The following is a 22,069-nucleotide window of genomic DNA, read 5'->3' on the forward strand; positions in this document are numbered from 1 at the left end:
GGCCTTGGGAGTGGGAGGTGCGGAGCCGGCTTACGGGATGCGGAGCACCTGGCCGACCTTGAGCTGGCCTTGCGGTCCGATGAGCTCGCGGTTCGCGCCGTAGATTTCCTGCCAGCGGCCGGTGTTGCCGTAGTAGCGCTGGCTGATCTTCGAGAGGGAATCGCCGGCCTCGACCGTGTGCGTGCGGACATTCGCCGCGGCGGCGACGGTCGCAGCGCTGCGTGCGGCGGGGTTGTTGGCGAGCGCGGCCTTGAGCTGGTAGTTCTCCTGGGCGAGCAGCGCGTTGGTGCCTTGGACCTGCTGGAGCAGGGCGCGCGTCGAAGCGAGCTCGGTGCCGGCTTGGCTGCTGCCGCGTTGCGTGGCCGCAAGGGCTTCGTTCAGGCGAGCGACTTCGGCTTGGGCGTTGCGCGCGGATTCCTCGGCGGCGACGAGACGCGAGGAGAGGGAATCCTTCTCGTTGCTCAGCGCGCCGGTGGACTTCGTCACGCTCTCCTGGAGTGCGTCGTAGTCTTTCTGAAGTTGCGAGTAGCCGCTGAGCGCGGTGGCGAGTTTGTCCTCGGCGGTGGCGAGCTTCTCCTTCAGCGCGGCGGGATCCTCGGTCGGCGTGGCCGGCGTCTCGCGCTGGGCGACGGCGAGCTGGGCGCGCGTGGTGGCGAGGGCCGACTCGAGCTGCGCGACCCGCGCGGAGAGATCCGGGTAGGCCGGTGTGCTGGGGAGGGACGCACGGGCGAGCTGATGCTCCAAATCGGCGACGCGCTCGCGGAGGTCCGGGTAGCCGGGCTTGGCGTCGCGGGCGGCGGCGAGTTGGCGACGGAGATCGGCGACGTCGTTGCGGAGGTCGGGATAGTTCGGGGCAGCCGGGCGGGCCGCGAGTTGCTGTGTCAGGTCGGCGACGCGTTCGCGCAAGTCGGGATACGCGGGCGGAGCGTTGCGCAGCGCGGTGACTTGGGCTTCGAGCTCAGCCACGCGCTCGCGGAGATCCGGATAACTGGGGGCGGTGGGACGGGCACTGGTCGCGGCGAGCTGGGTTTCGAGTTCGCTGACGCGGCGGCGGAGGTCGGGGTAGGCGGGCGCGGCGCTTTGCGCGGCGGCGAGCTGGCGTTGGAGATCGGCGACCTGGCTGCGGAGATCGGGATAGGCCGGTGCGGCGTTTTTCGCGGACGCGAGTTGTTCCTCGAGGGCGCGATTGGCGGCGCCGAGTTTGTCGGCGGCTTCCTGCGCGACGCCGGCTTGTTGCAGGCTGCGGCTGAGTTGGGCGCGGACGGTGGCGAGGTCGTTCTCGAGGGCGGCCCGGGCGTTCGTGAGTTCGGTGGCGCGGGTGTCGAGCGTGTCGGCGCGGCGGTTGGTCTCGACGAGTTGTTTCTCGAGCGTGGCGACGCGGTCGCGGAGATCGGGATAGCCGGGCGCAGCCGGTCTGGCGGCGCCGGAACTCGCGGCGGCGGAGAGTTGGTTCTCCAGTTGGGCGACGCGGTCACGCAGGTCCGGGTAAGCGGGCGGGGCGTTGCGGAGGGCCGTGACTTGCGCCTGCAGGTCGGCGACGCGTTCGCGCAAATCGGGGTAGGCCGGTGGTGCGTTGCGCAGCGCGGTGACCTGGGCCTCGAGATCGGCGACGCGCTCGCGGAGGTCGGGGAAGGCCGCGACGGCGGGCTTTTGTTTGAGGGCGGCGACCTCGGCGTTGAGGGCGTCGATCTGCTTGCCGAAATCGATCGCGGCGGTCTGCGCCTGGGTGAGCATGCGTTCGAGGTTGGCGCGGTCCTGCGCGGCTTTGGTGAGCGTGGCGTTCAGCTGGGCGTTGGCGGCGCGGGCGGTCTCGATCTCGGCTTGGGCGGCCTGGAGCTCGCGGATTTTTTGCGCGAGTTCGGGCGATTCCTTGGCGGTGGCGGGCGCGGCCTGGAGCGACTTGAGGGCTTCGTCGGCGCGGGCGAGTTCGGCTTTCTGTGACTCGACTTGGCGGACCAGTTCGCCGATGCGCTGTTCGGAGGTGCGGGCTTGTTCCTCGGCGGCGCGCGTGGTGTCGCGCGAATCGGAAACTTCCTTCTGCATCTGCGCGGCGAGTTTCTGCAGGCGCTCGCGCTCGGAGCGGAGGGTGGCGAGGTCGCCGGCGAGCTCGGTGAGCTTGGCGGAGAGGGAGTCGCGCTCGCGGCGGAGTTGCTCGACGTCGCCGGCGGAAGCGGCGGCGGCTTTCGCTTTCTCGAGTTCGGCTTTCAGCTGGTCGGTCTCCTTCCAGGCGGCGGCGAGCTCGGTGCTGAGCTGCTTTTGGTCGGACTTGGTTTGCGCGAGTTCGGCTTCGAGATTGGAAACGGGAACGGAGGCCGGCGTGGTTGCGGGGGTGGCCGGCGCGGCTTTCGCGCCACGGCGCTCGGCGAGGCGGGACTTGGCGGCGTCGAGTTCGGGGGCGCTGAGCTGCGCGGTGAGTGCGTCGAGCGCGCGGCCGCGGGCGCCGTTATCGAGGGCGAGGGAAAGCCAGACGTAGGCTTCGACGCGGTCGACCGGGGTGTCGCGGCCCTCGGCGTAGGCGAGGCCGAGGTTGTATTGCGCGATGGCGTTGCCCTTCTCGGCCTTGGCGCGGAGGGCGGCGAGGTCGCTCTCGGCGGCGGACAGGCCGGCGGTGAGCGCGGAGGCGAGGAAGGCGTGGCGGAGGACGCGGGAAAACTTCATGGCAAAAGTCAGATGGCGACTTGTGCCGGTTCGCGCGGGCGGCGGCAAGCCCGGTGGCGGTCTTCCCGCGCGATATTCAGCGGGAATTTACGGGCGGCTCGGCTGACTTCACTCCTGCCAGTCGAGCGTGCGCTCCACGGCGCGCTGCCAGTTGCGGCGGAGCCGGGCGGTGGCGGCGGGTTTGGCGCGGGCGGTGAAGGTGCGGTCGGCTTGCCAGAGCGCGGCGATTTCGGCGCGATTTTTCCAGAAGCCCGCGGCGAGGCCGGCGAGGTAGGCGGCGCCGAGCGCGGTCGTCTCGGTGGTGCGCGGGCGCACGACGGGCACACGGAGGAGGTCGGCTTGGAATTGCATCAGCGCGTCGTTCACGGTGGCGCCGCCGTCGACGCGGAGCTGGCGCAGCGGTCGGCCGCAGTCGGCGCGCATCGCGGCGAGGAGGTCGGCGCTTTGGTAGGCGATGCTTTCGAGCGCGGCGCGGGCGACGTGGCCGGCGTTGCTGCCGCGCGTGAGGCCGATGATCGCGCCGCGCGCGGCGGCGTCCCAATGCGGCGCGCCGAGGCCGGTGAACGCGGGCACGAGGTAGACGCCGCCGTTGTCGGGGACGCGCGCGGCGAGTTGCTCGACGTCGCCCGAGCGCGCGATGAGGCCGAGGCCGTCGCGGAGCCATTGCACCACGGCGCCGCCGACGAAGACGGAGCCTTCGAGGGCGTATTCGAGGCGGCCGTCGAGGCGCCACGCCACGGTGGTGAGGAGCTGGTTTTTCGAAGCGACAGGCTTGTCGCCGGTGTGCAGGAGCAGGAAGCAGCCGGTGCCGTAAGTGTTTTTCGCCATGCCGGGGCGGAAGCAGGCCTGCCCGAAGAGCGCGGCTTGCTGGTCGCCGGCGATGCCGGTGATGGGCACGCCGCGCAGTGCGGGCACGGCGGTGACTTCGCCGAAGGCGCCGGAGCTGTCGCGGATTTCGGGGAGGACCTCGCGCGGGACGCGGAGGATTTTGAGGAGCTCGTCGTCCCACGCGCCGGTGCGGAGATTGAAGAGGAGCGTGCGCGAGGCGTTGGAGGCGTCGGTCGCGTGCACGGTGCCACCGGTGAGGCGCCAGAGCAGCCACGTGTCCACGGTGCCGAAGGCGAGTTCGCCTCGCTCGGCGCGACGGCGGGCGCCTGGAATATGATCGAGGAGCCACGCCAGCTTCGTGCCGGAAAAATACGGATCGAGGAGCAGGCCGGTCTTGCGGCGGAAAAGCGGCGCGAGGCCGGCGCGTTTTAGTTTTTCGCAGGCGTCGGCGGTGCGGCGATCCTGCCAGACGATGGCGCGGTGGAGCGGCCGGCCGGTGCGGCGGTCCCAGAGCAGTGTGGTCTCGCGCTGGTTGGTGAGGCCGATCGCGGCGATGCTGCGCGCGGTGAGATTCGCCTTCGCGAGGGCGCCGAGGGCGGTGAGGCGCGTGGTTTCCCAGAGGTCGTGCGCGTCGTGTTCGACCCAGCCGGGGCGGGGGAAGTGTTGGGCGAACTCCTGCTGCGCCGTGCCGTGCGCGCGGCCGCGGCGGTCGAAGACGATGGCGCGGGATGAAGTGGTGCCTTGATCGAGCGCGAGGACGTAGCGGGGTTGGCTCATGGGGCGCGGGCGGGGCGAGCGGCAAACTGACGCGTCCGCGCGCGCGGAGCAAGCCGCCACGCCGGGCGGGCGCAGCGCCGCGGCGGACGGGGGCGATGGATTTTTCGGTGGAAAATGTCCGGATGGCGCGGGTTCGTTCGTTAATAAATGGGGCTGAAAATATCCCGTGGCGTGTCTCGCGCGACGGACTCCTTCCTCCTCTATGCTTATCCCGCTCCTTGTTTTCCTCGCCGCGCTCCTGGCCGGACTCGCGCTCGTGGTCGCGCGGCAACCGGCGGATTTCCGCTACGCGCGCAGCGTGGCGATCGCGGCGCCGCCGGGCGCGGTGTTCCCGCACCTGAACGACCTGCGCCGCCACGCGGCGTGGCAGCCGTGGGTGAAGACGGAGTGCGATCCGACGATCCAGCGCAGCTACACGGGGCCGGAGAGCGGCGTCGGCGCGACGTATGCCTGGCGCGGCAACGCGGCGGCCGGCGCCGGCCGCATGGTCGTGATCGAGAGCCGCGCCGGCGAATTGGTGCGGCTGCGCGAGGACTACGAGAAGCCGCTGGCGGCGAGTTGCCAGATGGAGTTCGCGCTGGCGGCGGAGGGCGGAGCCACGCGCGCGACCTGGACGATGACGGGGCGGAACAGTTTCCTGATGAAGGCGATTCACCTGCTCATGCGGCGCTCCATCGAGCGTGAGCTGGAGAAAGGTCTGGCCGCGCTGAAGGCGTTGGTGGAGGGTCGCGCCCGCGCCTAAGGCTCGCCGTGCAAAAACCCTCCACGCAAGTGATGCTGCTCTTCCGGGATTCGCAGCCGGAAGCCTACCGGGCGCTATCTCCCGAAGAGCGCCAACGGCTCATGCAGCGCTGGGGCGCATGGCTCGACGAGCTGACGGCGGCGGGCCAGCTCCTGCATGGCCAGCCGCTCGAGCAGCGCGGCTGCGTGGTCTCGGGCGCGGCCGGCGGGCTCGTGACCGACGGCCCGTTCGCGGAATCCAAAGAAGGTGTCGGCGGATACTTCCTCCTGTCGGTCCGCGATTTTGCGGAGGCGGTCGCGATTGCGAAACAGTGCCCGAGCCTGCCGCTCGGCCTCAGCGTCGAAGTGCGGCCGGTCGCGGAATTCAGCCCCAACCTGACCGAGCTGCGCGGCCGCCCGGCGGTCCCGGGAAACGAGCCTCTCCACCCATGAAAAACGACTCACCGGACAACCGGTCCGACGCTCCGGCGCCGCGCCACATCGGCCGCAGCATTCTGGCGGTGGCGGGCGGATTCATCCTCGTCGCTGTGCTCTCGACCGCGACGGATCAGCTCTGCCACGCTACGGGCCTGTATCCGCCGGCGGGCCGGCCCATGCCCGATGCGCTGTGGCTGTTGGCGTGGGGCTACCGGCTGGTGTTCCAGACGATCGGTGGCGGGTTGACGGCGCGGTGGGCGCCGCACCATCCCATGCGGCATGTGTGGATCCAGGGCTGGATCGGCACGGCGCTCTGCGCGGTGGCGGTCGCGGCGACTTGGAACCAGGGACCGGATTTCGGACCGAAATGGTATTCCATCGGCCTGACGTTGACGGCGCTGCCCTCGGTGTGGATCGGCGGCCGGTGGCTGGGGCCGCGCGGAGGTTGACGCCTGGGCGGAGGCGCGGCGGGCGGCGGTCCGGGTTTCCTCCGCGTCGCGAGGCCGGCTAGTTGGGCGCGGCGTTGAGGTCGGCGAGCGCGCCGAGCGCGGGGAGCCGCGTGGTTTCCCACAGATCGTGGGCGTTGTGCTCGACCCAGCCGGGGCGGGGGAAGTGCTGGGCAAATTCCTGCTGCGCCGTGCCGTGTGCGCGGCCGCGGCGGTCGAAGACGATGGCGCGGGATGAAGTGGTGCCTTGATCGAGCGCGAGGACGTAGCGCGGCATGGCGACAACCTAGCGAGGCTGCATCCCCGCACCCAAGTTCCAAAACGCGCGCCCCTGGAGTCGAGGATGTTCGTAATACGAACATTGAGGCGGGGCGCTGAGAGTGGGTGAAGGCGGAGGTTTTCCTGGGGGCGGTTGAGTGGGGGCAGGGTGGCGTGCCGCGGTGGGCTGTGTCGCGGGAAAGCTGTGCTGAGGGGGCTGTGCCGCGGTGTGATGGCGGTAACTGTGCGCCGGGCGCCGGCGTCGTCGGACTTGCCACCGATAGTAAGCTAGCTTACCGATGCCGCCTCCCGTGCCACGCCTCCACGCCGCCGACACCCGCCAGGTCTCGCTGTTGCTCGCTGACATCAACCGGCAGGTGCGGCGCGTCTTCGACCGGCGCGTGCGGCATCTCGGGCTGACGCGTGCGCAGTGGATGTTCCTGTTCTATCTCGGGCGGGAGCCGGGCATCACCCAAAGCCAGCTCGCGGAGCTGATGCAGATGGAAAAGATCAGCGTGAGCCGGCAGGCGGACCGCCTCGAGCGTGCTGGCTGGATCGAGCGGCGCGACGACCGGGCGGACGCGCGGGCTTACCGGCTTTATCCGACGGCGCGCGCTGGCCGCGTGGTGGCGAAGCTCAACGAACTCGCGGACGAACTGCGGGCCGATTACCTCGACGGCGTTCCGCCGGAGCGGCTGACGGAGTTGATCGAGGACCTCACTCGCATTCGCGGCAATCTTCTCCGCCTGCGCGACGCCGAATCGGCCGGGCGCAACGGCACCTCCCTTTCATGAAAACGTTCGTTTCCTCTCGTCTGTGTTTCGTTGCGAGTTTGGCGCTCGCGCTCGGCTTGCTTGCCGGCTGCGGCAAGTCCGGTTCCGCCGCGCGCGGCGGAAGCGCGCCCGCCGTGCCGGTGCAGGTCGCGAAAGCGAGCAAGGCCGACGTGCCCCGTTGGATCGAATCCATCGGCAACGTGCAGGCGCAGCGCTCCGTCGTCGTGAAATCCCAGGTCGACGGCATCATCGCGCAGGTGCACCTCCAGGAAGGCGACGAGGTCCAGGCGGGCGACCGCATCGTCACGCTCGATCGCCGGCCGTTCGAGAACGCCGTGCTCGTCGCCCGGGCCGCGCTTGCCACCGCGAAGGCGCAGGCCGAGCAGGCGACGATCGACGCCGAACGCTATTCCCATCTCGACCAGCAATCGGCGATTTCGAAGGAGGCCTACGCGCAATACATGACGCGCGCGCAGACGACGAAAGCCGACGTGCAGGCCAAGGAAGCCGCGCTTGCCAACGCCGAGCTGCAGCTCGGCTACACCGAGATCAAGGCGCCGTTCGCGGGCCGCGCCGGCCAGCTGTTGTTGCACGAAGGCGCGCTCGTGAAGGCCAACGACGCCAACACCTCGATCGTCTCGATCAACCAGCTCGCGCCGATCGCTGTCAGTTTCTCCGTGCCGGAAACCGCGCTGCCGCTCATCCGCTCGGCCATGGCCAGCGGCACGGCAGCGGTCGCCGTCACTGAGCGCGCCTCGGGTGTGCGACGCACGGACGGCAAACTCGGCTTCATCGACAATACCGTCGACGCGACGACGGGCTCCGTGACTTTGAAGGCGGTCTTCGCGAATACCGATCACGTGCTCTGGCCCGGGCAGTTCGTGCACGTGAAGACGCTCGTCGACGTGACCAAGGGAGTCTTCGTCGTGCCCACGACGGCGGTGCAGACGACGCAGGACGGCTCGACGCTCTACGTCGTGAAGGCAGACAAGACCGTCGAGCTGCGCAACGTGAAGGTCGTGCGCACCGACGGCGACCGCACGCTGCTCGCCTCGGGCGTGCAGGATGGCGAGACGGTCGTCACCGACGGCCAGCTCCGCCTGCTGCCGGGCGCGAAAGTCGAGTTCGCCACTCTCGCCACCACCAACAGCGGAAACGGAGCTGCCGCCGCGGCCGCCGCCGCCGCGCAGGACTGAGCCATGAATCTCCCCGCCCTCTGCATCCGCCGGCCGGTGATGACGACGCTGTTGACCGCAGCGCTGTGCATCTTCGGCGCGATGGCCTACAAGCTTCTCCCGGTCTCCGACCTGCCGAACATTGATTTCCCCACGATCGTCGTCACCGCGAGCCTTCCCGGCGCCACTCCGGAAACGATGGCCAGCGCGGTCGCGACGCCGCTCGAACAACAGTTTTCCACCATTGCCGGCATCGACTCGATGACGTCGACCAGCGCGCTCGGCAGCACGACGATCACGATCCAATTTTCCCTCGATCGCACGATCGACGCCGCAGCGCAGGACGTGCAGGCCGCCATCGCGGCCGTGCAGCGCCGGTTGCCCACGGACATGCCGGCGCCGCCGTCGTTTCGCAAAACCAACCCCGCCGACCAGCCGATCCTCTACCTCGCGCTCGCTTCGCCGACGTTGCCGCTCTCGGTGGTCAACGAATACGCCGAAACCATCCTCGGCCAGCGCATCTCGACCGTCGACGGCGTGGCGCAGGTGCAGATTTACGGCGCGCAGAAATACGCGCTGCGCGTCCGCCTCGATCCGCGCGCGCTCGCGGCCAAGGGCATCGCTCTCGAGGAAGTTCGGGCTGCGCTCTCCTCGCATAACGTCAACCTGCCGACGGGCGTCCTCGACGGCCCGCAGCAGGCGATGACGGTCGTCGCCACCGGCCAGCTCGCGAGCAGCGGCGAGTTTTCCAACATCGCCGTCGCCTACCGCAACGGCGCGCCGGTGCGCCTGAGCGAACTCGCGCAGGTGATCGACAGCGTGCAGGACAACCGCGTCGCCAGCTGGTTCTATCGCAACGGCCAGGGCAACCGCTCCGTCGTGCTCGCCGTGCAGAAACAACCCGGCACGAACACCGTCGCGGTCGTCGACCGCGTGCGCGCGCTGCTGCCGGCGTTCGTGGCGCAGTTGCCGGCGTCGGTGCAGTTGAACGTCCTCGCGGATCGTTCCGAGACGGTGCGCGAGTCGGTGAACGACGTGCAGTTCACGCTCACGCTCGCGATCGTCCTCGTGGTGCTCGTGATCTTCGTGTTCCTGCGCAACGTCCGCGCGACCGTCATCCCGGGCATCGCCATCCCGCTGGCGCTCGCAGGCACATTCGTCGCGATGTATTTCGCGGGCTTCACGCTCGATAACCTTTCGCTGCTCGCGCTGACGCTCTCGGTCGGCTTCGTCGTGGACGACGCGATCGTCATGCTCGAGAACATCGTCCGCTACACCGAGCAGGGCATGCCGGTGCGCGAGGCGGCATTCAAGGGGTCGGGCGAGATTGGATTCACGATTCTCTCGATGACGCTGTCGCTGGTCGCGGTGTTCATTCCCGTGCTGTTCATGGGCGGCATTCTCGGTCGGTTGCTGCACGAGTTCGCGGTGACGATCACGGCGTCGATTCTCGTGTCGGGCGTCGTGTCGCTCACGCTTACGCCGATGCTGTGCAGCCGCTTCCTGCAGGCGCATCCGGTCGGCTCGGTCGAGAAACACGGCCGCCTCTACGAGGCGTTCGAGACGTTTTTCAACCGCATGCGCGATTTCTACGAGCGGACGCTGCGCCTCGCACTGCGGCATCGCCTCATCACGGTCGGCGTCGCGCTGCTCATGGCGATCCTGACGGTCGTGGTCGCGCGCGTGTTGCCGACGGGCTTCATCCCGACCGACGACACGGGGCAGATCTTCGCGTTCACGGAGGCGGCGCAGGACGTGTCGTTCGCGGAAATGGTGAAGCACCAGCAGGCCGCCGCCGCGATCCTCGCGAAGAACCCGAACGTCACGATGTTCATGTCCGCGATCGGCGGCGGTCCGTCGGCGACGAACAGCAACCAAGGCCGCTTCTTTATCATCTTGAAGGATCGCCACGAACGGCCGCACGCCGCCGTCATCGCGCAGCAGCTGCGCGTGCAGCTGGCGGGCATCCCGGGCTTGCGGGTGTTCCCGCAGTTGCTCCCGCCGATCCGCCTCGGCGGCTCGCTCACGAAGGCGCTGTATCAGTTCACGCTCTTCGGCAGCGATCTCAACGAACTCTACGCCGCCGCGCGCAAGATGGAGGGCAAGATGCGCGACCTCGGCGGGCTGCAGGACGTGAACTCGGATTTGCAGATCTCGAATCCGCAGCTGCGCGTCGACATCAACCGCGACCGCGCGGCCGCGCTCGGCGTCACACCGGCGCAGATCGAGGATGCACTCTACAGCGCCTACGGTTCGCGGCAGGTCTCCACGATCTACACGCCGACGAACCAATACTACGTCATCATGGAGACGGCGCCGGAATTCCAGAAGAGCCCCGAGTCACTCTCGCTCATCTACATCAAGGGCCGGAACGGCAAACTCGTGCCGCTCGACACCGTGGCCGCGCTGCGCCGCGAAGTCGGCCCGCTCACCGTCAACCACCTCGGGCAACTGCCAGCGGTCACGATCTCGTTCAACCTGAAGCCCGGTTACTCACTCGGCGAAGCGTCCGCCGTCGTGAGCGAACTTGCGCGCAAGGAGTTGCCCGCGACGATCAGCTACGGCTTCCAGGGCTCGGCGCAGGCGTTCGCGTCGTCGCTGCAAGGACTCGGCCTGCTGCTGATCATGGCGGTGCTCGTGATCTACGTCGTGCTCGGCATCCTCTACGAGGATTTCATTCACCCGCTGACCATTCTCTCGGGCCTGCCCGCGGCGAGCTTCGGCGCGTTGTTCACGCTCTGGGCGTTCCGCGAGGAGCTGAACGTGATGGGCTATGTCGGTGTGATCCTGCTCATCGGCATCGTGAAGAAGAACGCGATCATGATGATCGATTTCGCGATCGCGAAGGAGCGCGAGCAGGGCGAGGCGTTCGTGGCGGAGAAAGCGATCTTCGAGGCGTGCCTCGTGCGCTTTCGTCCGATCATGATGACCACCTTCGCGGCGCTCGCGGGCGCCGTGCCGATCGCACTCGGTCTCGGTGCCGGCGCCGATTCGCGCCGGCCGCTCGGTCTTGCGGTGGTCGGCGGCCTGGTCGTTTCGCAGGCGCTGACGCTCTACATCACGCCGGCGATCTACGTCTACATGGATCGTTTCACGCGCTGGCTCGCGACGCGTCGCGGTCGTCCGGTGCACGGCAGTTCCACCGCCGAGGCGCTGGCGAAGTGAGTTTGCGAGGGTAGGGCGCGACCGCTGGGCGCGCCGGGTGAGCGGCATCACGTTTCGGCGGGCCCAGCGGTCCCGCCCTACCACACACGAGCGCGAACCGACGGAGTAGGGCGGCGGGTCGCTTCGCCGCCGTGGTGGAGCGCGTTGTCCCGAACGCGTTCTCGCTTGAGCGCGTTGAGGTCAACGCGCTCCACCTTTCTTCAGAATCGGTAGCTGAGGCGCAGTCCGGCCCCGACGTCGGGGCTGGCATCAGTGAAGCCCTTGAGCGCGTAGGCGAACACGCGCCAGCGGTCGTTGACGTCGTGCGTCACGGCCAGCATCGCATCACTCGCCGCGTCAGCGCCGTCGGCGATGCGCGAGCTCCAATCGTAACCGACGGTGACGACCGTCCGGTCGGATGTGCGGAAGTGTGCGCCGGCGGACGCGTAGGGACCGTCGCGCAATTGATAGCGGTCGCTATCGCCGAGCACGCGGTAGCCACCCGTCACGTAGGGCGTCACGTTGTCGAACGTGCGATAGACGTTCAGCTGGCCGTAGTAGTCGGCTTCGCCCGTGCCGAGTCCGCGCGCTTCGTCGGCGGTCGGGATTTTTGCGCGGAAGGTCGTGTCGATGCGCACGCCGTTGGCGAACGGATCGGCGCGATAGGTGGCGTCGGCGAAGAGGTCGCCGAGACCAGACTCCGAGGCCGCGGTCGGGCGCGTGAGGTTGCCGGAGCCGCCGGTGAGCGCGGCGGCGGAGGGGCCCTTGATCGTGAGCCAGGAGGTGAAGGCGCGGAAGATCCACGGGCCCGAATCGTAGGTGAGTTCGACGGGCACCGAGGTGACGGTCGTGTCGCTCGCGAGGCCGTAGCTGCCGCGCGAATAGTCGAAGCCGGTGGCGAGGCTGGTCTTGGCGGTGGGTGCGTCGGTTTGCGCGAGCAAGGCGCCGGCCGTGAGCGCACCGCCGAGGAGGAGGGGGCGGAGATTTTTCATGGGTGAAGGCTCCGATTCACGCCGGGGCGTGCGCCGCCCCGGCGGAAAGGGAGAGGATGTCCGGGTGGTGGGTGCGGATGCGGGTCAGGACTTCGGCTCGGTCGCGGACGCGCTGCTGTCGACCGCGGCGCTGGCAGCCACGACTGCATCCGCGTAGGCGGAGTAGTCCTGGGCCAGTTGGGCCTGCACTTCGCCCCACGTGGTTTCCTTCGCGGATTTCACGGCGGTGCGCAGGGAGGCGCGCAGCTCCTTTTCCTTGGCGCGGACGTTCCGCATCGCGCGGGCGAGGTCGTCGCGGGCGCGATCGCCGGCGGCGTTGGCGCGGGTCTTGAGGTTGGCGAGCGCCTTTTCGCTCATCTCGATCCTCGCTTCGATGTCGGCGGAGAGCTGCTTCCGCGATTCGAACGTCGCTTGTTGGATCTGCGTGGTGGTCGCGGCCGTGTTGACGGTGGCGTTGATGCCTTGGGTCGCGGCGACGTCGAGTCCAGCGGCGCCATGCAGCTGGCCGGTCGCCGAGGCGTTGGCGCTGCCCACGACGGTGGGATAATTCGAGGCGCTGGCGGAGGCGCCGACGGCGCTCGTGGTGGCCGTGGCCGCTGTCGCGGCGTTGGTGGCGGGCGGCAGAACCGGCGCGCGGACGGTGGCTGCGGTGGCGGCGGCGTTCTGCGCGGCCGCCGAGGCGTTCACGGCGGCGGGCGGAGGCGGCATCGGCGGCACGACGGGACGGACGCTGGCAGCGGCATTGGTCGCCGAGTTGACCAGCTGAGCGGAACCACTGGCGGCGACACCGGCGACGGAAGCGGCAACGAGGAGGCAACGGATCGTGGTATTCATGCTGTATCCTTGGTTTGAGGGTTGGGTTCGCATTCCCTCGGACTAGGCGCGCGGCGGCGAAGTTCGCGGCGGGGCGAAACTATTCCCGTCGGTTGGTCGGAACCTTCCGCGCCGCCGGCGGTAGCGCGGAATGGCCGGCAAATCACCGGAGAAAAATCCCCGATGGACCGAGCGGCTCTCTGGCCGGCGAATGCGCGCGGGACTAGGTCCGCCCGGGGCGCGGCTCGTCGTCGTTTTCGAAAATCGAGCCGGAGGACACCGGCGCGGTGCGCCAGTTGAAGCGGATGGTCAGCGCGCGGAAGACGAACGTGAGCACGACCGCGACGATGGCCGCGCGGTTGGCGGACATCTCGAGGTTCACGCTGCAGAAGACGAAGGTGACGGCGCCCGCGAGCGCGGTGAGCAGGTAGAATTGGCCGGGCTTGAAAACGAGCGGCTCCTCGCGGCAGAGCAAGTCGCGCAGGACGCCGCCGCCGACGGCGTTGACGACGCCGACGAGGATGGCGGCGGGCGCGGACAAGCCGGCGTGGAGAGATTTTTGGACGCCGAACGCCGCGTAAGCGCCGAGGCCGAGCGCGTCCACGACGGCGATGAGGCGCGCGAAATGATGGATGCGCGAACCGAACAGGATGCCGCACACGACCGCCGCGCCGATGAGTTGGATGTAGCGCGGGTTGGTGAGGAGCGGGGTGGGGCCTTGGACGAGGAAAAGTCCGTCGCGGATGAGGCCGCCGCCGAGGCCCGTGACCAGCGCCAGCGCGAGCACGCCCACAATGTCATAGTGCCGCTTGATGCCGGCGAGCGCAGCCGACAGGCCGAACGCGAAGGTCGCGCCGTAGTCGAAGAGCACCGGAAGATCGAATGTGCCGCGGATCACGTGGGCTAAGTGGTTGTTTTGACGAGAAATCCAAGTAGCTTCCCTTGCTGTCCAACGCAACTGCGGGCTGTGCCCTAAGGCTCCGTGCGCTCATCCGTTGATTCTGGGTGAAACACTTCCCTAGGGTATGTGTCCCATCCGTCGGCCCTCACCAACCATGAAGAAATTCCTCGCCATCGCCTTGCTGGGCGCGACCGCATTGTCGGTTTCCGCGCAGACGTTTCGTCCCAACGCCGTCAGCGGCGCCGTGCTCGGCGGCATCGCTGGCGCGGTGATCGGCAACAACAGCGGTCATGGTAACGGCGGCAAGGGCGCGCTTATCGGTGCCGCGGCCGGCGCGGTGCTCGGCGCGGCGGCGGACGACGCCAACAGCTCGCGCTCGGCGTGGCGCGGCGAGTCGCGGACGAACGTGCGCGTCGGCGTCGGCTACGGTTACCACGACGGCTGGGGTCGTCGCGATCACCGCCGCCATGGTGGCAGCTACGGCTACTGGAACGTCGGCTACCGGCCGTTCACGCCCTACTACGGCTATTACTCTCCGCGCTACTCGGCTTGGCCGAGCAGCTACTACGGCACCTACGACTACCCGAGCTACGCCTACAGCTACCCGAGCTACAGCTACGACACGGGTTACTACGGCTCCGGTGACAGCGCCCTCGGTGGCGCGCTTGTCGGCGCCGGCCTCGGGGCGATCATCGGCAACAACACCGGCAGCGGCAACGGCGCCCGCGGTGCGCTTTGGGGCGCGCTCGCCGGTGCGGTCCTCGGCTCGACCCGCGACGCGGCCGTCGCGCGTCCGTATCGCCGCGTCGTCCCGGCCCGTGCTTATGCGACCGAGGTCGTCGCCGCGCAGCCCGTGCAGCAGCAACAGCAGCCGCAGCAGGTGACGATCATCAACAATTACTACGGCAACTCGTCGCCGATGAGCAGCGCGAACAGTCTTTTCGGGCGTTGACCGCGCCGTCGCGCCTTCCGTTTTTCGTTACCAAGCACCCATGAACCCTCGTCTCCTGATTGTTTCCTCCTGCGCGCTCGGCGCCGCGGTTCTCGCGGGCTGCCAACAACCCGTCGGCGGCGTGCAGAATCCCAACGGCGTCCCCGTGACTGAAATGCGTCCCGATGAACGCGGCTTCGTCGCCGGCACCGGCGTCGAATCGCAGGACCTCGTCACCGTCACCGACAAGATGGTCCGCGGCATCCTCGGCATCCCCGAGGTCGCCAACGCCAAGACCACGCCGCGCGTCGTCCTCGAGCCGGTGGTCAACGAGACCCGCTTCCCGATCAACAAGGACATTTTTCTCACCCGCATCCGCTCGAACCTGAACGAGCATGCCGCCGGCCGCGTGCGCTTCCTCGATCGCGAAATGATGAAGACGCTCGAACGCGAGCGTGAACTCAAGATGAACGGCCAGGTCACCGCCAGCAGCGACCCGAACGTCGTCGAGTTCCGCGGCGCCGACTACTTCCTCACCGGCAAGCTCCAGGGCATGACCACGCGCACGTCCGCCGGCGTGAGCGACTACGTCCTCTACAGCTTCCGCCTGACCGACGCCCGCACCAGCGAGATCGTCTGGGAGAGCTCCGCCGAGATCAAGAAACAGGGTCTCGAGGACGCCGCTTATCGTTGAGCGTGACGCACGGCGGTTTGCCGTGCTCACTTTCTCGCGATGTCGCGTCTCCGCTCCATGGGGCCACGGGCGATTCTGCTCGTGGCCGTTGTCGTCACCCTCGCCGGTTGCGTTGGCCCCGCGCTGCCCACCGACCAACTGCTCGTCACCAACGACCCCAAGCTCGCCGGCACCGTCGTGCGCGACAAGGTCCTCTGGCAATACCGCCTCGGCCTCGCCGCGCTCCGCGCCGGCGCCTACGACGAGGCGAAAGAGCGCTTCGACGACGCCATTCTCACCATGGGCGGCATCCTCGCCAACCGCGAGGACGCCCAGCGCGCGCGCAGCCTGTGGTCAGGCGAAGAGCGCAAAACCTTCATCGGCGAACCCTACGAGCGCGTGATGGCCTATTACTACCGCGCGCTCCTCTACTGGCGCGACGGCGAACCGGATAACGCCCGCGCCTGCTACCGTTCCGGCCAGCTCATCGACAGCGTGGCCGAGGAAGGTGATTACCGCGCCGACTACATCCTGCTCGATTACCTCGACGGACTTGCCAGCGCCAAACTCGCCGCCGACGGCAGCGACGCGCTCCAACGCGCGGAGAAAAACGCGAAGCACACTCTCCCCGCCTACAATCTGAAGGCCAACGTGCTCGTCTTCGCCGAGTGGGGCCAAGGCCCGCTCAAATACGCCGACGGCGCCTACGGCGAGAAACTGCGTTTCTCCGAGCGCGAGTCCGCCGCGCGCCGCGCGCGCCTCGAAGTTGCCGGCCGCACGTTCGAACTCGCACCGTGGGACGACCTCTACTTTCAGGCGACGACGCGCGGCGGCCGCGTGATGGATTACATCCTCGGCAACAAGGCGGTGTTCAAAGGCGCGACCGACACTGTGGGCGACCTCTCGTTGATCGGCGCCGCCATCGCCCACGAACGCGCCGAGCGCAAACGCGACGAAGGCGAGAGCAGTCGCGGCTCCGACCAAACCGCCGTGGCGCTCGCCGCCATCGGCCTCCTGAGCAAAGCGCTCTCCGCCTCGACCGTCGCCCACGCCGACCTCCGCGCTTGGGACAACCTGCCGCGCTACCTCGGTTTCACCGCGCTCAAATTGGCTCCCGGCGATTACCCGGCCAAGATCACCTACCTCGACGCCGACGGCCGCGTGCTCGATGCCCACACCCGCGATTTCACTCTGCACGTGCCCGCCGACCGCGATCGGGACACCGTCCTGTTTCTCAGCGAATTAGCAAAAAACCCCGCCGCTGGGTGAACTTTCCCCTCTGGCGCTGTCCAACACCTCAACACCAGACCGCTCCGTTATGAACACCGTCAAGACGCCCCTCTGCCTCGCCGCGTTGGCCGCCACCGCCTTTCTCGCCGGTTGCCAGCAGCCGCCCGGCCCATTCCTCCCGCAGGAAACCACCCGCTACACGCTCGAGAGCACGGAGAAATTCGTGCTCATGGATCGTCCCACGCAGATCTCCGTCACCTGCACCGGCCTCCAGGAACGCACCACGAGTGACGGCCGCCTCGAGGTCCTCGCCAACATCAAGAACCGCGAAGCGCGCCGCATCCAGGTCCAGATCCGCTGCGTGTTCAAGGACGACGCGGGCTTCTCCACCGGCGACGAAACGCCGTGGCAGACGCTCATCCTCGGTGAGAACGCGACCGAGACCGCGACGTTCACGGCGCACACCAACGCCGCGCACAAATACACCATCGCCGTCCGCCAGGCGCGCTGAGCCGACCATGAAACACACACCCGCTCTCGTTTTCCTCGCGGCGATCGGCGCCGCCGTTGCCGCCCACGCGCAATCCCGCACCGACGGCGAACGCCCGCCACTCGCGCAGCAAGTCGTCGCCACGCCGCCCTCGCTCGCGCCCACCGATGCCGGGCAGAAACTCTACGCTCCGGAAAATCGCTCGATCGTCGCGCCGGAGCAGGCGCGTGCGGTCGTCGACAAATTCGCCGAAGCCTACGGCAAGCTCGGCAAGCCGCGCCTCCTGTTCTACGTGAACCGCGACCTCGTCGACGCCAGCTCCGGCCTGCGCCTCACCAAACGCTCAGAGCGCACCGAAGCCGATCGCGGCGAAACCAAGAGCGACGTCGATGCCGCCGCGCAGCCGACCAACGCGCCGCAGGTGCAGGTGAACGTGAACTCCGGTTCGCAGCCTGGCACCGTCGTCGCGGCCGGTCGTGGCACCACGACCTCGACCAAGGAGCATGTCTCCGCCGAGAACACTTACGAATCCAGCGGCGCGACCAAGGAAGCGCTCGCCGACAAGCAGACCGTGCGCGACGTCGAGCGGCTCTTCGGCCGTCCGTTCCGCGCTGCCGGAGCGCAGCTGGCCGATCAACGCGTCGCCGCCGCGCTCATCGCCGACAAACCCTTCGATCACTTCACCGCGTCCGGCAACGAGCAGGCCCGCAAGGACCGCGAGGCGCTGGCCAAGGTCGCCGACATCGTCATCGAGGTTCTGATTTCCAGCCGCGAGATCCTGCTCCCGAAGGTTTCGGGCGACACGACGACCGTGATCCCCGACATCCAGGCGACCGCCATTCGCCTCAGTGATTCCGCCATCGTCGGCCAAGCCAGCTCGCGCGACGTGATCGGCAAGGATCGCGATGCCGGCCGCATCGTCTCGCGCTTCGATGTGCAGGATATCGCCGAAGCCACCGCGCTCGCGCTCATGGAAGACATGGCGCTCGGCGGGAAGTAGGCCCAGCGCTCTCCGCCTCGCAGACTCAAGCCGCGCCATCACGCGGCTTTTTTTGCGCCCTACGCCTACGGTCGAGCGCTGTTGGTCGCCGTGGATTTGACTCGGTGGTTGTCGGTAGATTTTGTGCCGGCGTGATCCACGCGCGCGCCATCCTCCCGCTCGCCGGCTTGCTCTTGTTCGTGGCAAGCGGCTGGACCGCGGAGTTGACGGATACGATCGACGCAGCGCGGCTCGACCAACCGCTCCTGGCCCGCGCCATTTTCGACGAGACTAACCGCGTCCGCGTGGAGCTCGGCCGCAAGCCTTTCGCGCGGGAGCAAAGGCTGGATGAGGCCGCCGACACCCAGGCCAACATCGGGGCGCTGTTCCGCCCGCCGAGCCACACCAATCCGTTTCCGCTCATCGCCACGCCCGAGGATCGCGTCCGGTTCGCCGGACTGGATCCGTTGCGAGTCTCGGAGAACATCGCGCTGCTCTCGATCTACGACGTCCCGAGAAACACGACCGTCTACTGGCTGAAAAACGATTCCACGCTACGCGACTCGCGCACGGGCGGGCCGGTGCGCTTGCACACCTACGCGAGCTTCGCGAAAGCCATCGTGAGCGAATGGATGAATTCACCGGGGCATCGCGCCAACATCGTGGATGAAAAGCTGCGTTATCTCGGCTGCGCCGTGCGCGCGTCGAAAAGCAAGGATGACATGGACATGATTTTCGCCGTGCAGGCCTTTTTTACGCCGCGCCGCAAAAACGCGTTCGCGCAAAGCCAGCGCCCGCCCGCCAACGACGGACCCCTGCGCAGCCCAGGCGGATACTGAGCGGTCTCAGACCTCGACTTGCAGCTGCGCGAGAGCGGCGAGCTGGCGGGCGCGTCGGTCCTCGCGCTGGCGGATGGCGGCCGGCACGGCCCGCGACTCGCAGTCGGCGATGCCGCAGCGCTCGCACGTGTCGCCGACGAGCGCGCTGGGCAACGTGGGATCGTTCCAGAAATTGACGGACTTCTTGAGCGCGTCGTTCATCACGAACCCGAGCGTGACGCAGGAGTTCATCTCGGGATTGGCCGAGCGCGGGTGCGCGAGCGAGATGGAGAAGTATTCGTCGTTGCTGGCGTAGAAGCGCGAGCGCTGGGCGCCGGCGACGATGAGCGCGGAGCCTTCGCGGGCGCGACGGGCGTCGAGTTCCACGAGCGAACGGAGCGAGACCCAGCGGCGGCAATAGTGCTCGTTCACGCCGACGCTGTGCGTGCCGTGCATGCGCTGGTAGTGCAGCTCCTTGCCGATGCGGACGTCGGTGGTGCCGCGGTGGTGGTCGAAGCGCACGAAATACATCTGCTCGAGGCCGAAGAAGCGCGGCACGATTTGCGAGAGGCGGTGAAAGAACATTTCCGGCGTGGCCTGATAGCGGCGGTTGATCGCCACGAGCATGTTGCCGTCCCATTGCGTGCGGGCGAAGAACTGGCGCAGGTCGGACACGAGCAGGTGGCGGTCGAGCAGCATCGCGCCGGCGAAGTAGGAGCCGCGGAAATTGTTCAGGAGCTGGTCGAACGAGGTGACCTTCACGATGGGCGAGGTCGTGACCGGCTCGACGAGGTCCATCTCGCGGTAGCCGATTTCGCGCGCGAGGAGGAAGGCCTGTTGCCAGAGCGAGAGCCGCGAGTTGAGGAACATGCGGGGCTGCGGCGACTCGCCGCCGAACGTGACCGCGCGCATGTCCTGGAGATCCGGACGGTTGGGCAGCGCGGAGTCGTCGATCGTGTAGCCGTAGCGTTTCGTGAGGTGTTCGCGGAGCTTGGCGAGATCGGGCGTTTGCGTGCGCGCCCATTCGTGCTTCGAGCGGAATTTCTCCGCGGTGAGCTCGATGTCCTCGAAGTAGTTCTGGTTCTGCTCGACGTAGGAGCGCATCGCGGCGAGCAGCAGGTGCTCGATCGTGACGTCGAAGCGGTGCGCGATCTTCACGAAGGTGTCGAAGAGCGCGCTGATTTTCTCCGGCGAGGCGGACATCATCTCGAGCAGGCCGGTCGGCGTGAGGCCGAAAACTTCGAGCGGGATTTCCTCGAGCACGCCGGACTTCAACACGCCGGAGAGCGGGTGGAGTCTTTCGCCGAGCTGGAGCGAGACGAGTTCGTCGTAGGTCGTGCCGAGGGCCTTGGCGAGGGCGAGGATCTTCTCGGGCTTGGGGTATTTTTTCCCCTTCTCGATTTCGTTGAGGTAGGAGATCGCGAGGTCGGCGCGCGAGGCGACGTCCTTCAGCGGGAGGCCCTTTTGCTTGCGCAGCTGGCTGAGTTTGAGGCCGAGGATGAAGCGGAGGTTTTGCTCGCTGGGCGGCGACTTGGCGGGCGAGGCGGGTTCGGACGTATCGGAGAGCGGGCGCATGGGCGGTTGAATTGGCAGAGTGGGAGCGGATAATTTGCCGTAATACGGCAAATCGCGGTTTCAGACGTCGAGGAAGAGATCGGGATAGAGCCGGGCGGCGTTCGCGGGCTCGACGGCGTAGCGGTCGAAGTTGGTCTGGCCGCGCTCGCGGAGGAGATCCTCGTCGAGCAGCGTGCGGCCGTTGAGCGAGCCATCCGCGGTGGTGAGGATCGCGAGCGCGGCGTCGGCCATGATGTCGGCGGTGCGGGAGAAGCGCATGAGCTCGGCGCCGACCGCGAATTCGATCGCAGCCGTCGCGATCGTGGTGCGTGGCCAGAGGGTCGTCACGGAGATGCGATCACGGCCGAATTCGTCCGCCATGCCGAGCGCGAGGAGCGTCATGCCGTATTTCGAGAGCGTGTAGGGTGCGTGGGGAGCGATCCAGCGCGGCTTGAGGTTCAGCGGCGGGGAGAGGCTCACGATGTGGCCGCCGCGACCGGTAGCGCGCAGGAGCGGGAGGGCGTTTTTCGCGCAGACGAAGAGCGCGCGGGCGTTGACCTCCTGCATGAGGTCGAAGCGTTTGATAGGCGTGTTCTCGACGTTGGTGAGCGAGATGGCGCCGGCGTTGTTCACGAGGGCGTCGAGGCGGCCGAATTTCTGTGCGACGGCGGCGAAGGCGTCCTGCACGGCGATCTCGTCGCGCACGTCGAGTTGCAGCGGCAGCGCTTCGCGGCCGAGCGCGCGGACTTCGTCGGCGACCGTGTGAATCGTGCCGGGCAGCTTCGGATGCGGCTCGGTGGTCTTGGCGGCCACGACGATGTGGGCGCCCGCTTGAGCGGCGGCGAGGGCGATGGCGCGGCCGATGCCGCGGCTGGCACCGGTGATGAAGACGACTTGATCGGCGAGGGGAGCGGTCATCGGGTGAAAACGAGTTCTTCCATCGGGGCTTCGTGCGCGCCGCGGCGTTTGATGTGCACGGTGAATATGAAATGCGCGGACACCTGGCCGGACTCGTCGACGAGGTTGAGGGTGAAGTTGCGGTCGAGCTTGGCGGTGTGGCGCAGGGCCTCGCGGATTTCCTCGATCTCGTGCTTGCTGACCCGGGCGTGCGCGAAGAGGTCGCCGCGGCCCGGGCGCTTGAAGTCGATTTGGGCGGACTTCATCCACACGTGGTAGTCGGGGCCGAGATTGGCCGCGACGATCACGGCGTGCAAGGGGTCGACCGCCGCATACATGGCCCCGCCGTAGATCGTGCCGTGGAGGTTCCGCGTGCTGCGGTTCAGCGGGAGCCGGACGATGATTTCCCGGAAGTCTTCCGCGATGCGCACGACGCGCGCTCCCGATTGTCGGTAGGCGGGGTAGCGATTGAAGCGCCACCGGAGCAGTTTCATTTTCCAGGATTCAGCCATGTCGCGGACTTGCGGAGCGGTCGGGTTGTTTACGCTTGGAGCGAACTATCTGGGCACTTTTC

General features: G+C 67.9%; 21 protein-coding genes and 1 pseudogene. 13 read left to right on the top strand and 9 right to left on the bottom strand.

Going from position 1 to position 22,069, the window contains the following annotated elements; genetic code table 11:
* Window positions 1-30 precede the first annotated feature (30 nt).
* Window positions 31-2,658, bottom strand: coding sequence for a LysM peptidoglycan-binding domain-containing protein (locus tag HZA32_11020; GenBank protein MBI5424603.1), 2,628 nt, complete (start codon window positions 2,656-2,658; stop codon window positions 31-33).
* A gap of 108 nt (window positions 2,659-2,766) precedes the next feature.
* Entirely contained in the window at window positions 2,767-4,263 is a 1,497-nt protein-coding gene (gene glpK / locus HZA32_11025) for a glycerol kinase GlpK (protein ID MBI5424604.1), read from the bottom strand.
* Between the two features lie 202 nt (window positions 4,264-4,465).
* On the opposite strand from glpK, the gene HZA32_11030 reads away from it, so the two are divergent.
* The 3 genes from HZA32_11030 to HZA32_11040 are packed head-to-tail and all read left to right on the top strand — an operon-like array spanning window position 4,466 to window position 5,870.
* Window positions 4,466-5,005, top strand: coding sequence for an SRPBCC family protein (locus tag HZA32_11030; GenBank protein ID MBI5424605.1), 540 nt, complete (start codon window positions 4,466-4,468; stop codon window positions 5,003-5,005).
* A 32-nt stretch (window positions 5,006-5,037) separates the two neighbouring features.
* Window positions 5,038-5,436, top strand: a complete 399-nt coding sequence (locus HZA32_11035) for a hypothetical protein (protein MBI5424606.1) — start codon at window positions 5,038-5,040, stop codon at window positions 5,434-5,436.
* Window positions 5,433-5,870, top strand: coding sequence for a hypothetical protein (locus tag HZA32_11040; GenBank protein MBI5424607.1), 438 nt, complete (start codon window positions 5,433-5,435; stop codon window positions 5,868-5,870). The genes HZA32_11035 and HZA32_11040 overlap by 4 nt, the downstream gene beginning before the upstream one ends.
* Before the next feature lie 58 nt (window positions 5,871-5,928).
* Here HZA32_11040 and HZA32_11045 read toward each other — a convergent pair whose 3' ends face one another.
* Window positions 5,929-6,144 carry a hypothetical protein gene (locus tag HZA32_11045; GenBank protein ID MBI5424608.1) on the bottom strand — a complete coding sequence of 72 codons (216 nt, stop codon included), beginning with the start codon at window positions 6,142-6,144 and terminating at the stop codon, window positions 5,929-5,931.
* Between the two features lie 280 nt (window positions 6,145-6,424).
* Between HZA32_11045 and HZA32_11050 the strand changes: the two genes are divergently transcribed.
* From HZA32_11050 to HZA32_11060, 3 genes are read left to right on the top strand one after another with little or no spacing between them, the layout of a single operon-like run.
* Window positions 6,425-6,919, top strand: coding sequence for a MarR family transcriptional regulator (locus HZA32_11050; protein MBI5424609.1), 495 nt, complete (start codon window positions 6,425-6,427; stop codon window positions 6,917-6,919).
* The gene (locus HZA32_11055) at window positions 6,916-8,094 is read left to right on the top strand and encodes an efflux RND transporter periplasmic adaptor subunit (protein MBI5424610.1); all 1,179 of its coding nucleotides are present in this window, start codon (window positions 6,916-6,918) and stop codon (window positions 8,092-8,094) included. The genes HZA32_11050 and HZA32_11055 overlap by 4 nt, the downstream gene beginning before the upstream one ends.
* Before the next feature lie 3 nt (window positions 8,095-8,097).
* Window positions 8,098-11,238, top strand: coding sequence for an efflux RND transporter permease subunit (locus HZA32_11060; protein ID MBI5424611.1), 3,141 nt, complete (start codon window positions 8,098-8,100; stop codon window positions 11,236-11,238).
* 200 nt (window positions 11,239-11,438) lie between these two features.
* Here HZA32_11060 and HZA32_11065 read toward each other — a convergent pair whose 3' ends face one another.
* From HZA32_11065 to HZA32_11075, 3 genes are all read right to left on the bottom strand, one after another.
* Window positions 11,439-12,209 (bottom strand): hypothetical protein, encoded by a 771-nt coding sequence (locus HZA32_11065; protein ID MBI5424612.1) that lies wholly within the window; start codon window positions 12,207-12,209, stop codon window positions 11,439-11,441.
* An 84-nt stretch (window positions 12,210-12,293) separates the two neighbouring features.
* On the bottom strand, window positions 12,294-13,043 hold the full coding sequence (locus HZA32_11070) for a hypothetical protein (GenBank protein ID MBI5424613.1): 750 nt from the start codon (window positions 13,041-13,043) through the stop codon (window positions 12,294-12,296).
* A gap of 202 nt (window positions 13,044-13,245) precedes the next feature.
* Complete coding sequence (locus HZA32_11075; GenBank protein ID MBI5424614.1) at window positions 13,246-13,920, bottom strand: TRIC cation channel family protein; 675 nt, start codon at window positions 13,918-13,920, stop codon at window positions 13,246-13,248.
* A gap of 157 nt (window positions 13,921-14,077) precedes the next feature.
* Between HZA32_11075 and HZA32_11080 the strand changes: the two are divergent.
* The 7 genes and pseudogenes from HZA32_11080 (at window position 14,078) to HZA32_11110 (ending at window position 19,065) form a co-directional block, all read left to right on the top strand.
* Window positions 14,078-14,281: pseudogene (locus HZA32_11080) on the top strand (glycine zipper 2TM domain-containing protein).
* A 48-nt stretch (window positions 14,282-14,329) separates the two neighbouring features.
* On the top strand, window positions 14,330-14,875 hold the full coding sequence (locus tag HZA32_11085; GenBank protein ID MBI5424615.1) for a glycine zipper 2TM domain-containing protein: 546 nt from the start codon (window positions 14,330-14,332) through the stop codon (window positions 14,873-14,875).
* A 40-nt stretch (window positions 14,876-14,915) separates the two neighbouring features.
* A complete protein-coding gene (locus HZA32_11090; GenBank protein MBI5424616.1) occupies window positions 14,916-15,548 on the top strand; it encodes a penicillin-binding protein activator LpoB in 633 nt (210 codons plus the stop codon).
* A gap of 39 nt (window positions 15,549-15,587) precedes the next feature.
* The gene (locus HZA32_11095) at window positions 15,588-16,796 is read left to right on the top strand and encodes a hypothetical protein (GenBank protein MBI5424617.1); all 1,209 of its coding nucleotides are present in this window, start codon (window positions 15,588-15,590) and stop codon (window positions 16,794-16,796) included.
* A gap of 49 nt (window positions 16,797-16,845) precedes the next feature.
* The gene (locus HZA32_11100) at window positions 16,846-17,268 is read left to right on the top strand and encodes a YcfL family protein (protein ID MBI5424618.1); all 423 of its coding nucleotides are present in this window, start codon (window positions 16,846-16,848) and stop codon (window positions 17,266-17,268) included.
* Window positions 17,269-17,275: 7 nt separating this feature from the next.
* Entirely contained in the window at window positions 17,276-18,247 is a 972-nt protein-coding gene (locus tag HZA32_11105; protein ID MBI5424619.1) for a hypothetical protein, read from the top strand.
* A 131-nt stretch (window positions 18,248-18,378) separates the two neighbouring features.
* Window positions 18,379-19,065, top strand: coding sequence for a CAP domain-containing protein (locus tag HZA32_11110; GenBank protein ID MBI5424620.1), 687 nt, complete (start codon window positions 18,379-18,381; stop codon window positions 19,063-19,065).
* Window positions 19,066-19,071: 6 nt separating this feature from the next.
* Here the strand turns inward: HZA32_11110 and HZA32_11115 are convergent, their stop codons facing one another.
* The 3 genes from HZA32_11115 to HZA32_11125 are packed head-to-tail and all read right to left on the bottom strand — an operon-like array spanning window position 19,072 to window position 21,989.
* A complete protein-coding gene (locus HZA32_11115) occupies window positions 19,072-20,619 on the bottom strand; it encodes a helix-turn-helix domain-containing protein (GenBank protein MBI5424621.1) in 1,548 nt (515 codons plus the stop codon).
* Window positions 20,620-20,679: 60 nt separating this feature from the next.
* Window positions 20,680-21,516, bottom strand: a complete 837-nt coding sequence (locus HZA32_11120) for an SDR family oxidoreductase (protein MBI5424622.1) — start codon at window positions 21,514-21,516, stop codon at window positions 20,680-20,682.
* The gene (locus tag HZA32_11125) at window positions 21,513-21,989 is read right to left on the bottom strand and encodes a YiiD C-terminal domain-containing protein (protein ID MBI5424623.1); all 477 of its coding nucleotides are present in this window, start codon (window positions 21,987-21,989) and stop codon (window positions 21,513-21,515) included. Before HZA32_11125 ends, HZA32_11120 begins: the two co-directional genes overlap by 4 nt.
* Window positions 21,990-22,069: the final 80 nt, after the last annotated feature.

Source organism: Opitutia bacterium, from assembly GCA_016217545.1.
Taxonomy (GTDB): domain Bacteria; phylum Verrucomicrobiota; class Verrucomicrobiia; order Opitutales; family Opitutaceae; genus Didemnitutus.

Excerpts from the sequence above, each read along its gene's own strand:
- HZA32_11065 (MBI5424612.1), bottom strand. The coding sequence starts at position 12,209 with ATGAAAAATCTCCGCCCCCTCCTCCTCGGCGGTGCGCTCACGGCCGGC.
- HZA32_11045 (MBI5424608.1), bottom strand. The coding sequence starts at position 6,144 with ATGCCGCGCTACGTCCTCGCGCTCGATCAAGGCACCACTTCATCCCGC.
- HZA32_11035 (MBI5424606.1), top strand. The coding sequence starts at position 5,038 with ATGCTGCTCTTCCGGGATTCGCAGCCGGAAGCCTACCGGGCGCTATCT.
- HZA32_11050 (MBI5424609.1), top strand. The coding sequence starts at position 6,425 with ATGCCGCCTCCCGTGCCACGCCTCCACGCCGCCGACACCCGCCAGGTC.
- HZA32_11120 (MBI5424622.1), bottom strand. The coding sequence starts at position 21,516 with ATGACCGCTCCCCTCGCCGATCAAGTCGTCTTCATCACCGGTGCCAGC.
- HZA32_11090 (MBI5424616.1), top strand. The coding sequence starts at position 14,916 with ATGAACCCTCGTCTCCTGATTGTTTCCTCCTGCGCGCTCGGCGCCGCG.
- HZA32_11100 (MBI5424618.1), top strand. The coding sequence starts at position 16,846 with ATGAACACCGTCAAGACGCCCCTCTGCCTCGCCGCGTTGGCCGCCACC.
- HZA32_11020 (MBI5424603.1), bottom strand. The coding sequence starts at position 2,658 with ATGAAGTTTTCCCGCGTCCTCCGCCACGCCTTCCTCGCCTCCGCGCTC.
- HZA32_11095 (MBI5424617.1), top strand. The coding sequence starts at position 15,588 with ATGTCGCGTCTCCGCTCCATGGGGCCACGGGCGATTCTGCTCGTGGCC.
- HZA32_11040 (MBI5424607.1), top strand. The coding sequence starts at position 5,433 with ATGAAAAACGACTCACCGGACAACCGGTCCGACGCTCCGGCGCCGCGC.
- HZA32_11125 (MBI5424623.1), bottom strand. The coding sequence starts at position 21,989 with ATGAAACTGCTCCGGTGGCGCTTCAATCGCTACCCCGCCTACCGACAA.
- HZA32_11105 (MBI5424619.1), top strand. The coding sequence starts at position 17,276 with ATGAAACACACACCCGCTCTCGTTTTCCTCGCGGCGATCGGCGCCGCC.
- HZA32_11070 (MBI5424613.1), bottom strand. The coding sequence starts at position 13,043 with ATGAATACCACGATCCGTTGCCTCCTCGTTGCCGCTTCCGTCGCCGGT.
- glpK (MBI5424604.1), bottom strand. The coding sequence starts at position 4,263 with ATGAGCCAACCCCGCTACGTCCTCGCGCTCGATCAAGGCACCACTTCA.
- HZA32_11055 (MBI5424610.1), top strand. The coding sequence starts at position 6,916 with ATGAAAACGTTCGTTTCCTCTCGTCTGTGTTTCGTTGCGAGTTTGGCG.
- HZA32_11060 (MBI5424611.1), top strand. The coding sequence starts at position 8,098 with ATGAATCTCCCCGCCCTCTGCATCCGCCGGCCGGTGATGACGACGCTG.
- HZA32_11030 (MBI5424605.1), top strand. The coding sequence starts at position 4,466 with ATGCTTATCCCGCTCCTTGTTTTCCTCGCCGCGCTCCTGGCCGGACTC.
- HZA32_11115 (MBI5424621.1), bottom strand. The coding sequence starts at position 20,619 with ATGCGCCCGCTCTCCGATACGTCCGAACCCGCCTCGCCCGCCAAGTCG.